11 protein-coding genes are annotated in these 15,558 nt (G+C 68.0%); 7 read left to right on the forward strand and 4 right to left on the reverse strand.

Annotated elements, in window-relative coordinates; all coding sequences use genetic code 11:
• The first annotated feature begins 3 nt into the window (after nucleotides 1-3).
• Entirely contained in the window at nucleotides 4-180 is a 177-nt protein-coding gene (locus OVY01_RS05610; protein WP_267846294.1) for a hypothetical protein, read from the forward strand.
• On the opposite strand, the gene epsC is transcribed toward OVY01_RS05610, so the two are convergent.
• Nucleotides 159-1,130, reverse strand: coding sequence for a serine O-acetyltransferase EpsC (gene epsC, locus OVY01_RS05615; RefSeq protein WP_267846295.1), 972 nt, complete (start codon nucleotides 1,128-1,130; stop codon nucleotides 159-161). The two genes, OVY01_RS05610 and epsC, sit on opposite strands and share 22 nt — an antisense overlap.
• A 291-nt stretch (nucleotides 1,131-1,421) precedes the next feature.
• On the opposite strand from epsC, the gene OVY01_RS05620 reads away from it, so the two are divergent.
• From OVY01_RS05620 to OVY01_RS05640, 5 genes are all read left to right on the forward strand, one after another.
• Nucleotides 1,422-3,428 (forward strand): putative bifunctional diguanylate cyclase/phosphodiesterase, encoded by a 2,007-nt coding sequence (locus OVY01_RS05620; RefSeq protein ID WP_267846297.1) that lies wholly within the window; start codon nucleotides 1,422-1,424, stop codon nucleotides 3,426-3,428.
• Nucleotides 3,429-3,577: 149 nt separating this feature from the next.
• Nucleotides 3,578-6,457, forward strand: coding sequence for an ABC transporter permease subunit (locus tag OVY01_RS05625; protein ID WP_267846298.1), 2,880 nt, complete (start codon nucleotides 3,578-3,580; stop codon nucleotides 6,455-6,457).
• Nucleotides 6,454-7,155, forward strand: a complete 702-nt coding sequence (locus OVY01_RS05630; protein ID WP_267846300.1) for an ABC transporter ATP-binding protein — start codon at nucleotides 6,454-6,456, stop codon at nucleotides 7,153-7,155. The genes OVY01_RS05625 and OVY01_RS05630 overlap by 4 nt, the downstream gene beginning before the upstream one ends.
• 129 nt (nucleotides 7,156-7,284) lie before the next feature.
• Nucleotides 7,285-8,541 (forward strand): ABC transporter substrate-binding protein, encoded by a 1,257-nt coding sequence (locus OVY01_RS05635; protein ID WP_267846302.1) that lies wholly within the window; start codon nucleotides 7,285-7,287, stop codon nucleotides 8,539-8,541.
• Nucleotides 8,542-8,627: 86 nt separating this feature from the next.
• On the forward strand, nucleotides 8,628-10,025 hold the full coding sequence (locus OVY01_RS05640; RefSeq protein ID WP_267846303.1) for an LLM class flavin-dependent oxidoreductase: 1,398 nt from the start codon (nucleotides 8,628-8,630) through the stop codon (nucleotides 10,023-10,025).
• 283 nt (nucleotides 10,026-10,308) lie between these two features.
• Here the strand turns inward: OVY01_RS05640 and OVY01_RS05645 are convergent, their stop codons facing one another.
• Both OVY01_RS05645 and OVY01_RS05650 read right to left on the reverse strand, forming a co-directional pair.
• Nucleotides 10,309-11,298 carry a fatty acid desaturase gene (locus tag OVY01_RS05645; RefSeq protein ID WP_349293490.1) on the reverse strand — a complete coding sequence of 330 codons (990 nt, stop codon included), beginning with the start codon at nucleotides 11,296-11,298 and terminating at the stop codon, nucleotides 10,309-10,311.
• Between the two features lie 438 nt (nucleotides 11,299-11,736).
• A complete protein-coding gene (locus tag OVY01_RS05650) occupies nucleotides 11,737-12,561 on the reverse strand; it encodes a phosphate/phosphite/phosphonate ABC transporter substrate-binding protein (RefSeq protein WP_267846304.1) in 825 nt (274 codons plus the stop codon).
• Nucleotides 12,562-12,750: 189 nt separating this feature from the next.
• Between OVY01_RS05650 and OVY01_RS05655 the strand changes: the two genes are divergently transcribed.
• Nucleotides 12,751-13,125 (forward strand): gamma-glutamylcyclotransferase family protein, encoded by a 375-nt coding sequence (locus OVY01_RS05655; protein WP_267846305.1) that lies wholly within the window; start codon nucleotides 12,751-12,753, stop codon nucleotides 13,123-13,125.
• A gap of 144 nt (nucleotides 13,126-13,269) precedes the next feature.
• Here OVY01_RS05655 and OVY01_RS05660 read toward each other — a convergent pair whose 3' ends face one another.
• Nucleotides 13,270-15,450, reverse strand: coding sequence for a response regulator (locus tag OVY01_RS05660; protein ID WP_267846307.1), 2,181 nt, complete (start codon nucleotides 15,448-15,450; stop codon nucleotides 13,270-13,272).
• Between the last annotated feature and the right edge of the window lie 108 nt (nucleotides 15,451-15,558).

The raw sequence follows: 15,558 nt of genomic DNA on the forward strand, positions 1-15,558 counted from the left end.
CCGGTGGACGATCGGGTTGCGATGCTGCAATCGATGAATCACCACCACCACCCGCACGACCCGGGACTGCAGCGGGAACTGGCCGCCTACGCTGACGACCTGAAGTTGATCCACGTGTTGAACAAGAGCACGGATTCCGCGAAGTTCGCGCAGCGCATTTATACCGACGTGCTCGCCTGAGAGCCCGACCCGAGTCCGTTCCCCCTTTCCGGCGACGGCCGCCGCGCCGGGTGTGCCTCGTTGCGCGACACCGCCTGGGTCACGCGCGCGCCGGGGGCGACGTCGTCGGTCAGCCAGACGTTGCCGCCGATCGACGCGCCGCGTCCCAGCGTGACGCGTCCGAGGATCGTCGCCCCCGCGTAGATCACGACATCGTCCTCGACGATGGGATGCCGCGGCAAGCCTTTCTGCAAATGCCCATCCGCGTCGCGAGGAAACCGCTTCGCGCCCAGCGTGACCGCCTGGTAGAGACGTACGCGCTCGCCGATCACCGTGGTCTCGCCGATCACCACCCCCGTGCCGTGGTCGATGAAGAAACCCGCCCCGATCTGCGCGCCGGGGTGGATATCGATGCCCGTCGCGCCGTGCGCGATTTCCGCGACGATGCGCGCAAGCAGCCGCAGGTCGAGGCGATACAGGACATGCGCCAGCCGGTGGTGGATCATGGCCAGGATGCCGGGATAGCACAGCAGCACCTCGTCGACGCTGCCAGCGGCCGGATCGCCCTGGAAGGCGGCGGACACGTCGCTGTCGAGCAGTGCCCGCACGCGCGGCAGCGCCTTCGCGAAAGCCCGCACCGCGTCGCCCGCCCGACGCTCGATCGCGTCGTCGTCGCGCGTCAGATGCCGGGCGCGAAATCGCAGCTCCAGCCGCGCCTGCCCGAGCAGGCGATGCAGCCCCGTGTCCAGCGCATGCGCAACATGGACATCCTCGCTTTCCTGACGCAGGTCCGGCGGCCCGAGGCGCATGGGAAACAACGCGCCCTTGAGCGCGTCGACGATGTCCTGCAACGCTTCGCGCGTCGGCAGGTCGCGCCCGCCCGCCTCGCGAGAGCGCTTTTGCTGCGTGCGCCATTCCTGACGTACGCCACGCAGCGACGACACAATCTCGTCGATATCGAATGCGGTCACGTTCGCCCTCCTGATCGTCGCCGGTGGCAAGACCGACGCTCGGCGCGCGCGGCGGCCGGAATGCCGTCGCGCCGCCATCGTGCCCCCCGAGGGTAGCGCCATCGTGCCGGCATGCGAACCAAGCAATCGTGGATTCGATATGCCCGCGGCGGCGGACCGAACGCCCGGCAATTGCGCATACACCGGCAATATTTTCCACCCGCGCCCCGCCTGTCGGGCACATCTGACGTTATGATGACGGCCAATCGGTCGGGCGTCCGCCAACCCGACCTTCCTGGCACGGCCTCATACATGAATTCTCCTCTACTCTCTTCAGGCGCCACGCCGCGTGCTTTCGGCGAGGCCGGCCCGGCACTGAGCGAGCGCGTCCGCCGCGACCAGCTGGTCGCCCTGCGCCGCAGCGTCTCGATCGCGCTCCCCATCAACGTCCTGCTGGGTGCGGCGTGCTGGCTGATGGCGAGCCACCACGGTCTGGGCCGCGTGGCCACGGTCTGGTTCCTGGCCTCCTCGCTCGTCAATCTCGTACGAATCACGGTATGTCGCTGGTCGCTACCCGCTTTCCCGGAAAACCCCCGCCCACGGAACGGAAAGCCACACGCCTGGATGCCGTCGGTTACAGGTCACTTGCGGCTCCACGCCGTCACCGCATGGCTGTCGGGCACGGTCTGGGCGTGGGTGCCGGCCCTCTGTGCCGGTTACACCCACCCCGAGGCGATCTTCTTCCTGGCCGTCGTCTGCGGCATCACCGCGGGTTCGGTAACGCACGGCACGGCCTGTGCGCTCATTCCCACCTGCTTCATCATCCCGCCACTTGCGTCGGTCGTCGGCTGTCTGGTGTACGTCGGCGGATTCGACCATGACTGCCTGGCCGCCGCCGCCGCACTGTACCTGGCCGCGCTGCTGCGCAGCGCCCGCCAAAACGAGGCGGCGTTTCGCGAATCCAGCGAAAGAAAGAACGAAGCGACCGCGCTGGCCGAATCGCTGGACCGCTCGCATGCGCATTCATTGCAGGTCAGCGACCGGATGCGCGATCTGGCGTGGCACGACGGTTTGACCGGAATTCTGAACCGCACGGGCTTCATGCAGGAGACACAGCAGCGGTTGCATGCGCACCCGCACAAGCACTTCTGCTTCATGCTGCTCGATCTCGACGGGTTCAAGGCGGTCAACGACGCGTTCGGACATCACGCGGGCGATCAGGTGCTGATCAAAGTCGCCCGGCGCCTGCGCGCGGCCGTCCCCGACAGTGCCCTTCTCGGCCGCCTGGGCGGGGACAAGTTCGCGATTCTGCACGATCCCGATGCGCTGCAGGAAGCGCCCACGGCCCTCGCCAGCCGCTTGATCAGCGTCGTGCCATTTTCGATTTTCGATGGTGGCCGTCTGGGAGCGAGCATCGGCGTCCATCATGCGGCCGAAGTCGCCCTGACGGACCGTCTCGCGTACGCGGACGAGGCGCTCCACGCCGCCAAGAGCGCCGGGCGCAATCAATTCCGTCTGTTCGATGCGGCGCTGCTGGTACGTCTCGAAATGCGGCGCGACATCGAGCGTGACCTGCCCGCGGCGTTGAACGCCGGATCCCTCGAGGTCTGGTTTCAGCCGATTTTCAAGAAAGGCGGCCGCGATCTGGAAAGTCTCGAAGCGCTGCTGCGCTGGAACCACGCCGCGCATGGCTGGGTGCCGCCGCCCGAGATGATCTTCACCGCCGCCGTCACCGGCATGTCCGAAACGCTGACCCGCTACATTCTCGCGCGGGTCTGCGCGATGATCCGCGACCTGAAGGACGCGGGCCACGCCCATGTACGCGTCGCGATGAACCTGTCGCCGCTGGAAATGGCGCAGGCGGACATCGAACGCATCGTGCCGCAGACGCTGGCGCGCCTGGGCGTGCCGGCCGACCTGCTGGAAATCGAGATTACGGAAGAGACCGCGATGGACGTCCACGCGGTACAGGGAAAGCTCGCCGCGCTGGGCGCGGCCGGCATCCGCATCGCCATCGACGATTTCGGCGTCGGATTTTCCTCGCTCGCCTCGCTGCGGCACCGGCAGGTGCAGCGCGTCAAGATCGATCGCTCCTTCGTCTCGGGCCTGACCGCCACGCCCGACAACCGCGTGCTGGTGGAGGCGGTGTTGAATCTGGGCCGTTCGCTCGATATCGATATCGTCGCCGAGGGCGTCGAGAGCGCGGAGGACCTGCATATCCTGCGCGGGCTCGGCTGCGAAAACATGCAGGGGTATTATCTCGCGCGGCCGATGCCGGCCGCCGCGGTCATGACGTGGATCGCGAACCGGGCGGGCTGAACCCGCGGCAGCCTGGCCGGCACGGGCAGACCGGACGACGGGAAAGGAAGCGTGGATAGCTAACCAATGATCGTTGGTTAGCGCGACGCGCACGTCGTGTGATGATTGGCGCATTGCCGTCTCCCGGGGTCTGCCGCCTCGCCACACCGATGTCCCAGTTCCTCGAATTCTCCCTGCTTGGCCTCACCACCGGGGGCGCCTATGCATTGATCGCCCTCGGACTCGTGGCGGTTTACCGTGGCACCGGCGTCGTCAACTTCGCGCAAGGCGCGATCGGCATGGCGTCGACCTACGCGTTCTGGAAACTCTACGCGCATGCGGGCGTGCCGCTCTGGGCGGCCGTCGTCCTCGGACTCGCGGTCGGCGCGCTGATCGGCGTCGTCTTTTACGCGTTCGTCGGCCGCCGTCTGATCGGCGCGTCGGCCACGACGAAAACGCTGGTGACGCTCGGCCTGCTGCTGATGCTGCAGGCCGTCGTCCGCATCTTCTGGACCAATCAGCAGGAGCGGGTCGACAGCGTCCTGTTCCCCGGCGCCACGCGCATCGCCGGCACCCCCGTGCCCGACCTGTCGATCGCGCTGGTGGTCACGGCCACGCTCCTGACGCTGGCGCTGCACGGCCTGTTTCGATACACCCGCTTCGGGCGGGTGACCACGGCGTTGCAGGACAGTCCGATGGGCGCGCAGTCGCTCGGCTATTCGCCGCATCCCTGGGGGGCATGCGCCTGGGCGATCAGCGGCGTGCTCGCCGCCGCGGCCGGCATCCTGCTCGCGCCCGTGACGGCATTGAGCCCGAACGCGCTCAGCACGCTCGTGATTCCCGCGCTCGGCGCGGCACTGATCGCCGCCTTTCGCCACTTCTGGATCGCGCTGCCGGTGGGCCTGCTCGCGGGCCTGGTTGAGTCCCTGGCGATCGGTTTCGGCGTGGCGCCGGGCGTGGGCAAATCGCTGCCCTACGCGGTGACGCTGCTCGCGCTGGTGATCGCGGGACGCCATCTGCCCGGGCGCGGCACCGTCGATGCACCGCGTCTGTTCCGCGTCGGATCGGGGCACGTGAGCTGGCCGGGTATCGCGGTGGGCGCGGCGCTCGTCGTGACCGCGGCCACCGCGCTCCCCGACCAGTGGTCCGACACCCTGGCACTCACGGCGATCTTCGCGCTCGTCGGCCTGTCGGTGGTCGTGTCGACCGGTTACGCGGGACAGATCAGCCTGCTGCCGCTGGCGCTCGCGGCGCTGTCGATGCTGTTCGCGGGTTGGGTCAGTCAGCGGGGCGCATCGTTGCCGTTGACGCTGGCGCTTGCCACCGGGGCCGCGGGTGTCGCGGGCGGCGTGATCGGCGGCGTCACCGCACGGCTGCGCGGCATCGGCATGACGATCGCGACGCTGGCGATCACGGCCATCGTGGAAACCGGCGCGTTCACATCGAGCCGTCTCGTCAACGATGTCACCGGCTGGACGGTGCGCGACATGTCGGTTCTTGGCCTGTCCTTCGACAACGCGGTGGCGCCGCAGCGCTTCGCCCTGCTCGCCTGGGCGCTGGTGCTGGCCGCCGGACTGCTGCTCGCGGCACTGCGACGCAGCGCCGCCGGACGGCGTCTGCTCGCCGCCCGCTCCGATGAACGCGGCGCCGCCGCCAGCGGCGTCTCCGTGCCCCGCGCGAAACAGCTCGCGATGACCGTCGCGGCAGCGCTCGCCGGTCTCGCCGGCGCGCTTCTCGCGCTGCAGGGCGGCACCGTGGGCGGACAGCGCTTCGGCGAAGGCTTTCTGTACGCGGATTCGCTCGCGCTGATCAGCATGACGGTGCTGTCGGGCGCCGGCTATCTCGTTGGCGGCGTACTCACGGGGGTTTTCGTGCCGGGCGGGCTGCTGGCGCAGTGGTTGTCTTTCGGACCCCGGGTCAACGACTGGCTGGCGCTGCTGCTGGCGGCGAACCTCGTCTTCGTGCTGCTCGGCGAACCGGACGGCGTAGTCGCGCAATTCCTGCGCGGCGCGGCGCGGCTGGGCTTGGCGCCGCGGCACGGCCATCGACACCGAAGCACGGCACCCAACGCCGCGGCATGCGCCGCCCCGCCGGATCGCGCCGCGCTCGTCCACACGCTGCGGCCGCGGTTGCCCGGCGGCGCGAACGCTGCCGCATTGCAGGTCGACCATCTGAGCGTGCGGTATGGACACATCGTCGTGGTCGACGATGTCAGCTTGACGATTCGTCCGGGCGAGGTGCTGGGTGTCCTGGGTCCGAACGGCGCGGGCAAAAGCAGCCTGATCGATGCCATCACCGGTTTCGTGCCTATCCGTACCGGCGAGGTCCGCGTGAGCGGCGCCGCGCTCGATGCGCTCGCGCCGCACGCGCGCGTCGCTCGGGGCCTCACCCGTACCTTCCAGGACCATCTGCTGTTCGAGGACCTGACCGTGCGCGAGAACCTGCTCGCGGCGGCCGACGTCGCCCGCGCTCAGCCGCGCCCGCGACACAGCGTGTCTTCCGCCGCCGCCGCGCCCGGTGCAGTGGTCGCCGCGGCGGCGGCGCTGACCGGCACCGACACCTGCCTCGACCAGATCGTGGCCGCCCTCTCGCTGGGCTGGCACGCGCGCGTCACGCTGGCGCGCGCGCTCGCCGCCCGTGCGAGCGTGCTGTGCCTCGACGAACCGGCCGCGGCGCTCAGCCCCGAAGCGCGGCGGCATGTCATCGACGCGATCCGCGCGGCAGCGCGCGAACTCGGTATCGCGATCCTGCTGGTCGAACACAACATGGACGTGGTGCTGGCGACATGCGACACGGTGATCGTCATGGACGCCGGGCGCGTCATCGCGCAGGGCCCGCCCGCCGAAGTGCTGCGCCGTCCCGAGGTGATACGCGCCTATCTCGGCGAACCGTCGCCCGACGTGGCGCCCGCCGGCCGTCGCAACGCCCCCCCTGACCCCGGCCGCGACAGCCGTCCCGAAAAAGATCGCGACGCCGGTACCGCCGCCGCGGGTCCCGAAGCGGGTCCCGACGCCCATTCCGCCCCCCGCCCCGTGGAGGCCGGGGCATGAGCCGCCCCGTGCTGGAAGTGCGCGGCCTGCGGGCGGCCTATGGCCGGCGCCAGGTTCTGCGCGACGTGACGTTCAACGTGGCGGCTGGCGACGTCCTGACGCTGCTCGGCCGCAATGGCGCGGGCAAATCCACCACGCTGCTCGCGATCGCCGGTTTCGTCCCGAACACGCAAGGCGAAATCCTGCTGAACGGACAGCCGCTGTGCGGACCCCCGCACGCGCGCATGCGTCAGGCGCTCGGGCTCGTGGTGAAGGGGCGCAGCCTGTCGGGCTCGCTCAGCGTGGCCGACAACCTGCGGCTCGCCGGCGTCTCGCGCAAGGAATTGCTGGAACTGTTTCCCGAGATGGAACGCCGCATGACGGTGGCCGCGGGGCAGCTCAGCGGCGGCGAACAGCAGATGCTCGCCGTCGGCCGGGCACTGCTGCGCCGGCCGCAACTGGTATTGCTCGACGAACTGACATTCGGCCTCAGCCCCTCGATGTCGCGCCGCGTCGTGGACGCCGTGCTCGCGCAGGCCGCGCGCGACGGCATCGCCGTCGTCGCGGTCGAACAGCATATCCATATCGCCGAACGCATCGCCACCCACGCCGCGGTGATCGGCGAGGGCGTGGTGCGGCTGCATCTGCACCGCGACGAACTGCTGCGCCGCGCCGCCGAGATCGAAGCCATCTACCTGGGTCTGCCGGTGGACGTCTGACGCCCGCGCCCTTTTTTTTCCAACCTTCCACCGGGATACCCGCACTCCATGATGTCCAGATTCCCTCGTCGCCATCACCGCTCGCGACAGTCCGCACTTATCGGGGCACGTGTTGCGACGCCGCTTGCCATGCTGTCGGCGACGCTTCTCGCCGGCCTGTCGCCCGCGCTCGCGAGCGCCGCATCCACCGCACCCGCCGTGACACCTGCCGCCGTTTCCGCCGTCGCCGCGCCCGTCGATGCGAACGCCCCCACGATCCTTGTCGGCTTCATCATCGCGCAGACCAATTCGCCGTTCGCGGTCACCGACCCCGGCCGCGTCGCGCAGATCGCCGCGCGCGCGGTCAACGACAGCGGCGGCATCCGCGGCCGCCGGCTTGTCGTCGATATCTGCGACACGAAGGGTCAGGCCGCGGCGAGCCTGGCCTGCGCCAGGCGTCTGGCGGACGCGGGCGCGATCACGCTGATCGGCGGCAACAGCGGCAATGGCGTCGACAAGATCCTGCGCGCCCGGAAGATGGCGGCCTGGTTCCCGATGGGCAGCAACCAGGCCGATATCCGCAATCCGCTTGCCTTCATCACGGCATTGAATTCCGCCGGCGCCGCGCAGGGCGCGTATCTGGGCGCCCGGCGCTTCGGCGCGCACAGCGCGGTCTATGTCTCGATGCTCGGCAACACGACCTACCAGGGCACCGCCCGCTTCGGCTACGCGCAGGCGGGGGTCTCCGACGTCAGGATCGTCGAGATTCCTCCCGGCACCACGGATTTCGCGCCGTATGTCGCGAAGATCAAGGCGCTGCATCCGGACGTCTGGGGCGGCATGCTGTATCCGCCCGAGCAACAGACGCTGCTGGTCGAGGCGGCTGCGCAGCAGGGTGTGACGATCCCCTTCGTCAGCAGCAACAACGTGATCGAAAACGCCACGCTCGCCGCGCTGAGCAAGGCCCCCTTCCCCAACTCGATCGCGCTGGAAAAAGGCGAGGACGCCCGGCGTTTTCCAACCTGGGCCGAATACCAGCGACAACTCGCGAAATACGATCCGCAGGGCGCGGTCAAGGGCCCGACCGACGGCAGCGTCACCACCGACTGGCTCGCCGTCTGGACTTTCGCGCAGATCGCCCGCGAGCTGCCCACCGTGACCGTGGACAGCTTTCGCGAGCGCGTGAGTCAGGACCGGCATTTCGCGGTCGATGTGCTGCATCCCATCGACTTCACCCGCGAGGCGCCGGTGGAAGGCATGCCGCGCCAGGAGAACATCTGGGCGTTCGCCGGACACGTCGCCGGCGGGCACGAGGTCGTCGACGACGTCACGCCGTTCAGCGCGTGGGAGAAAACCCCGGTCATGCCCTGGACGCCCGCCCAGGTCCAGGCGGCCACCGGTCACTGAAGATCACGCGCCACGGCGCCACCCGCGCCTCACGGGTGCGCGGCTCGCGCCGTCGCGCCCTTTCCACTTTCCGCCCCTCTGCCGCCATGACCCGACGCCTGCTATTCAACGCCTTCGCCCACATCACGCCGAACCACCACACGCATGGCTACTGGCGCCATCCGGACGGCCGCATCCAGCGCGACTACCACCGGCTCCAGCCCTGGATCGACCTCGCCCGCACCGTCGAACGCGGCAAGTTCGACACGGTATTCCTGGCCGACGTCGTCGGCGTCTACGACACCTTCCGCGGCAACGGCGACACCGCCATCCGCACCGGCATGCAGTTTCCCAGCCTCGATCCCGCCAGCATCGTTTCCGCCCTGGGCGCCGCCACCGAACATCTCGGTTTCGCCGTCACCAGTTCCGTCATCCAGAGTCATCCCTTCGATTTCGCCCGCAAGATGTCGACCCTCGATCACCTGACCGGGGGGCGCGTCGCCTGGAACATCGTGACGTCCTATCTCGACAACGCCGCGCGCAATTTCGGTGCGGCGCGGCTCACCGATCACGACGAACGCTATCGCTGGGCGGAGGAATACGTCGATGTCGCCTACAAGCTGTGGGAAGCGAGCTGGGAGGACGACGCGCTCGTCGCGGACCCCGAGCGGGGCGTCTTCGCCGACCCGGCGAAGGTCCACAAAATCCATCATCGCGGCGCGCGCTACGCGGTGGAAGGGCCGCATCTGTCGGAGCCGTCGCCGCAGCGCACGCCGCTGCTTTTCCAGGCGGGCGGCTCCGAGGCCGGGCGCGACTTCGCCGCGCGCCACGCGGAAGCCACGTTCATCGCCTCGCGCACGCCCGAGAGCGCCGCCCGTACGGTCGCGGACCTGCGCGCCCGGGCGCGGGCGCTCGGACGCGCGGACGACGAACTGAAGATCATCGTCGCGCTGGCGCCCGTCATCGGCCCCACCGAGGCCGAAGCGCTGCGGCGCCGCAGCGAGATCAAGGCGTGGCTGAGCCTGGAAGCGTTGCAGGCGTTCTACAGCGGCAGTCTCGGGGTGGATCTGGCCGACATCGATCCGGCGCGCCCCTTGTCGGACCTGCTCGCGACCAATCACGTGCGCGGCAACGTGCGCGCCTTCGTCGAATCCGCGCCGAAACACGCCTTCACCTTCGGCGACCTGCTCAAGGAAACCAACTCGGCGCGCTTCGCCGGCACGCCGGAGCAGATCGCCGACGAGGTCGAACGCTACGCCGCGGCCGGCGTCGATGGCTTCAACGTCTTTCCGGTCGCGACGCTGGGATGGTGGGACGAATTCGTCGACGAGGTCGTGCCGGTACTGCAGCGTCGTGGGCTGATGCAGACCGCCTATACCCCCGGCACGCTGCGGGAAAAGCTCCACGGGCGCGGCGCCTTTCTTCCCGATCACCATCCCGCGCGCCGCACGCGCGCGGCGGTGCGCGCACTGGATGCAGTGGATACCGTGCCGCGGCCGGCGTGAGCGGCGTGGCGTTCACGCCGCAGCTGATCTGGCGGGACGAATGGCGCGGGCATCCGAACGGCGTGACGGACATCGCGGGCTTCGTGTTCCGTTCGTCGGCACCCGCCGCCACTGCCGCCCTCTACGCCCGCATCTTCGGCGCCGGGGTCCTGGAGAACGAGGCGGGAAACAAACCGGAGAACGGCCGGACCGGCGGCGGCGTCTTCCCAGCAGGTCGGGCACGCATCCGCTTTCTGCGCCCCGAGCGTGCCGATCCGGCTGATGGCCGCCCACCGTGGACGCGTCAGCGACCGGTCGAACCGGGCTCGGCGCCGTCCGTACAAACGACGAACGGATGGACCGGCCCATCGATCTGCCGCAGCGCGTACCGGCGGAACAGCGACCAATACCCGCCCTCGATCCAGAACCCCGCGGTTTTCTCGATATAGGCCGACCGGCGCATCCGGTAGACCGTCGGCAACTGATACCACGCCAGCGCCGGCAGGTCGTGGTGCACCAGATGATAATTGTTGTTCAGGTAAAGCAAACGCATGAAGAGGCCCGCCTCGTTGATGGCAATGCGCGAGGCGGCGCCGGGCGCGGCGCGATGTTCGTAGAACGAGCGCACCATCGCGAGCGCGAGCGCCGGCCAGGCGACCAGCAGCGGGTAATGCCAGGCGGGCAGGCCCGTGTAGCGGGCGACCCAGCACAGCAGCGCGCCCACCGCCGCGAGATGGGTCAGCCACATCGGCAGATAATGCAGTTCGCCCCGGCGCAACGCGCGCAACGCATCGCACGCCATCGCCGCGACGGCCAGCGGCGCGCCGAGCAGCAACCGGCCGAGGAAAGTTTTTCTGGCGTGCCAGAGCGCGCGACGCCAGCGGCGCATCGCCCGCCACGTATCCGGATGCACGTAGTTCGTTTCCGGATCGATGCCGGGCATCGTCAGGTCCTCGTCGCGGTGATGCCGCAGATGACTGTCCCGGTACAAGGTGTACGGATACCAGACCGCCAGCGGCGCGAAGCCGAGCATTTTATTGAAGATGACGGAACGCGTGGGATGCCCGTGCAGCAGTTCATGCTGCAGCGACAGATACCAGACGGTCAGCACGATCAGCAGCGGCGTCGCCAGCCAGGGCGGCAGCGCGTGCCGGTGCAACGCCGTCATCGTGCCGAGCCATCCGCCGTAGATGACGAGCACGAGTGCCCAGGTGGGCCATTCCGTGCGCGCGGTCAGACCGCGGCGCATCCGGCCCACCGCGGCCTGGTGCATGGGGTCGAAATAGTCGGCCAAGTCAGATTCCCGAAGCGGTTTCCCGGCGCGCACCGGCCCTGCATGCCCGATACGTGCCCGGTATGCGCACGCGCCGGCCGGTCGGCCCCGCGCGTGTCACGATGCCATTGTTCGCCGCCCCCAACGCGCCGGCAACGAACGATTCGGCATTAGCTTCGATGCGAACGGGAAAACCGCGCGCCCTCGCCACGGCAATTTCGCCCGGCGATCACCACGCGAGAGACGGCCGAGCATGCCAATGTCGCTTGTCATCCCCCGTCATGCGAAGGAGGATGACACACGATCCAGCGCTTCTTGCCATCCGGGCCACGCATCCTGGTCCCCCGACTCGGATCGTCGACTGCTTTCCGCAGATCAATCAATGCACGAAATGAACCGGTTACGACACTATTCGAGATAACGCACCGTCCACCGCTCGCCTTCCTGCTCTTGGCTCCGCTATGGCCATCCCTCTGCGAAAACGCTTGCCGTTCCATGCCGCAACGCGTCGCGCTCGATATCCAGAATACGCTCGTAGTCCGTCCAGTTCGCCGCCTGAAAGCCGCCGATGCACAATGTCCGCAGTAACCCGGCCTCGCGTTGCGCCAGCGTATCGAGGGCGTCGCGCACCATCGCGCGCTGCGGCTCGCCCAGCAGACGCGAGCCGATCAACGGAAGCCCCGGCGCATGCGTGGAAAACCCCAGGGTCCGCAAACCCATGAGCCTGCCGCCGCCGTCCTGCGCAAGCAGGCTCCAGGTCACCGGGTCGATGGCCGCGATGTCGGCATCTCCCGCGAGCACGTTGTCCACGCTGGCGCGGTGGCCGCCCGTGAGCACCACCTTCGAGAAAAAGGGGCGGCCTTGCGCCAGCGGCGCGAGCGCATGCCGGAAAACGTTCATGCCGCTGTTCGAATCCATGCCGTTGACCGCCCCCACACCACCACGGAAATCGACCAGCGTGTCTCCGGGCGCATCCGCCCGCACGACGAAACGGCTCGCCGCCTCCCCCCCGGCGCAGCCTTCGCAGTCATAGCGGGGCGTGGCGAGCAGCGCGACGCGGTCCCGCAATGTCGTCATCAGGGGATAGCCGCAAGTCTGCGACAGCAGCAACCCCGGGTCGAGCCAGTGCGTCGCGAGCGGCGCCGGCGGGTCGACGATGCGAATCGTCTCCGTCCATCCGCGCTCCTCGAGCACGCCTGTCAGGCGCTCGAGCAGATGCCGTTGGTTCGCGCGCGCCACGGGCGTAATGCCGTACATCGGCAATGCGATGCGCCATTCCTTCATGATCGATCGTCCTGTCCTCTGTCGAGACCGCGGCGGCGGGTGTCATGCGCAGAGCACGTGCGCCTCGGCCGGAAAAAAGTCGCCCGGGCGGCGGCATCGGGAACGTTGCGGCGACTGTACACCGTCCAGGTAAATCCGTATTCTGTCGGAAATTTCCTTCCCCTCCCCTTTTCCGTCAATTCATTCACGATGACCCAGACCGATCCGACCGCCACGGAAAATCTCTTTTCATACGGCACGCTGCAACTCGAACCCGTGCAACTCGCCACGTTCGGCCGCAAGCTCGACGGCAAAGCGGACGAGATGCCCGGTTTCTCTCTCGACATGCTTCGGATCGACGACCCCGAAGTCGTCGCGACCAGCGGCAAGACACATCACCCGGTGGTCCGCTACAGCGGCGATGCGAAAGACAAGGTGGAAGGCATGGTATTCGCCATCACCCCGGAGGAACTGAGGCAATCGGACGATTACGAGGTCAGCGCCTACCGACGCGACCGCGTGGTGCTGGCCTCGGGGATCGCGGCATGGGTGTACGTGGACGCGACCTCGCCCCGGCAGGGGTGAGCGGCGGCGCGACCGGATCCGTTCGCCACCGGCCGTCACGCCCGGATAGGCACCCGGATAGGCACCCCGATACGCGCCCGGATAGGCACCCCGATACGCGCCCGGCCGTCGCACGACCGCGCCGTGGCGCGCGAATCGACCGCCCTAGGCACCGCCCATGAGCGTTTTTACGCGATCGGCCAGCGTCTGCAGCGCGAACGGTTTGGTCAGGACATGCATGCCCACGTCGAGATGGCCATGGCTGAGGACGGCGTTCTCGGCATATCCGGTGATGAACAGCACCTTCAACGCCGGCCGCTCGACCCGCGCGGCCTCGGCCACCTGGCGCCCGTTCATGCCGCCTGGCAAACCGACATCGCTGACGAGCAGATCGATACGGGCGGAAGAGCGGATGATTTTCAAAGCCGCCTCGCCATCGCCGGCCTCCAGCACCCGGTAGCCCAGATCCGCGAGCACTTCATTGGCGAGCATGCGGATGGCCGGTTCGTCATCCACCACCAGTATCGTCTCGCCGTCATGCGCGCGCGCCATTTGCGGCTCGGGAAGCGGCGCATCGTCGAGTTCGGCGTCGCCCGCATGCCTCGGCAGGTAAAGACATACCATGGTCCCTTTGCCGGGTTCGCTGTAGATGCGCGCCTGCCCCCCGGACTGCCGAACGAAGCCGTACACCATCGAGAGACCCAGTCCCGTTCCCATGCCGAGCGGTTTGGTCGTAAAAAACGGATCGAATGCACACCGCACTACCTCGGGAAGCATGCCCGAGCCGGTATCGCTTACGGAAAGGGAGACGTATTGCCCGGCAGGCAGATCCCTGTCCGCCGCCGCGCGTTCGTCAAGCCATGTGTTGCCGGTCTCGATCATGAGCCGGCCGCCATCCGGCATCGCGTCCCGCGCGTTGATGCACAGATTCAGCAACGCGTTCTCCAGTTGATGCGGATCGATCAGCGTCGTCCACAGTCCGGCCGCGCTGACGGCCTCGATCACGATGCCGGGTCCCATCGTGCGGCGGATCAATTCGGACATCCCCGACACCAAGGTATTCACGTCCGTGCGTTTCGGGGAGAGCGTCTGTCGGCGGGAGAAGGCCAGCAGGCGATGCGTCAGCGCGGAGGCCCGTTTCGCGGCGGCCTTCGCCACGTTCACGTATCGCTCGAGTTCGTCGGTGCGGCCCTGCGCCAGCCGTATCAACAAGACTTCCAGGCTGCCGGTGATGCCCATCAGCAAATTGTTGAAATCGTGCGCGAGACCGCCCGTGAGCTGCCCGACCGCTTCCATTTTCTGGGATTGTCGAAGGGCCTCTTCGATCAGCCGACGCTCGGTGATGTCGACGCCCTGGAGCACCAACGCGACGATCGTGCCCTGGCGGTCGCGCGAAGCGCGGATGGACAGGTCGAACGTCCGGGTACCGGTTGGCAGATCCAGCACGACTTCGCCGCGGAAGTCCTGGCCGTTGCGCACCGCCACGATGGCCGCGCGGATACGCTCCGGCGTGCCCGACGTCGTGGCAAACAGCGGTGTATCCCAGAACGGGAGACCGATGACATCGTCCAGGCTCCCGCCGATGAAACGCATCGCCGTCTGATTCGCGTCGAGCACCGCGCCGTCGGGCGACAGCAGACCCTGCACCTGATACGTCGTCTCGAAAACCGCCCGCATCCGCGCCTCGCTGGCGTGCAATTCGGCGGTGCGAGCCTGAACCTTGGATTCGAGAGACATGGCGAGGTCGCGCAACGCGTGTTCGGCCCGGCGCCGCTCGACGGCGCTTCGGGTTCGCGAGGCAATGTCGCGGATGAAACGCAACTCGTCTTCCGTCCACTCGCGTGCGTCCTTGTGATTCAGGTAAAACAGCGCGACCAATCCGCCTTGCTCGGACACGGGCATGTTCACGACCGCCTGGGCGCTGATCGCCTTCAGCGCCGAAGCGGTGGCGCCGGTACGTGAGTCGAGTTCCGCGTCGGCGAACACCACCGTGTCGCCCCGTTTCAAATCCTCGACATAGGAGCCGAAATCCCGAAATTTGAGCACGCCGCGCAGACTGAGAATGCCCGGCGCATTCCAGTCTCGTTCGATGGTGATCGTTTCGGCAGCCTTGTCGACCGTTCCGTAGCCGGCGCGGCTGACGCCCAGCGTCTGCGCGGCGATCTCCGCGGCGGCAAACGACAGGTCCGCCGGTTCCTCCAGGCTGAGCAAACGGGCGTTGAGTTCGATCAGTGCGTTGCGCGCCCGGCTCTCGAACGGCAGGCGGGCCCGGTCCGCGACCTGCGTGCCCGGTGCCAGCCATTGCGCTGCGTCCGACCTCGAAACGTTCTCGTTATGTTCTGACACGGGTGAGAATATTTATGAATGGGGACGGCCAGACGATCGGACGCTCGGTGCGCGTTTGTCGCAAAAAAATACCGGACCCACGCTTTTTCACGACCACGCAATCTCGTA

The organism is Robbsia betulipollinis (assembly GCF_026624755.1).
In the GTDB taxonomy this organism is placed as follows: Bacteria; Pseudomonadota; Gammaproteobacteria; order Burkholderiales; family Burkholderiaceae; genus Robbsia; species Robbsia betulipollinis.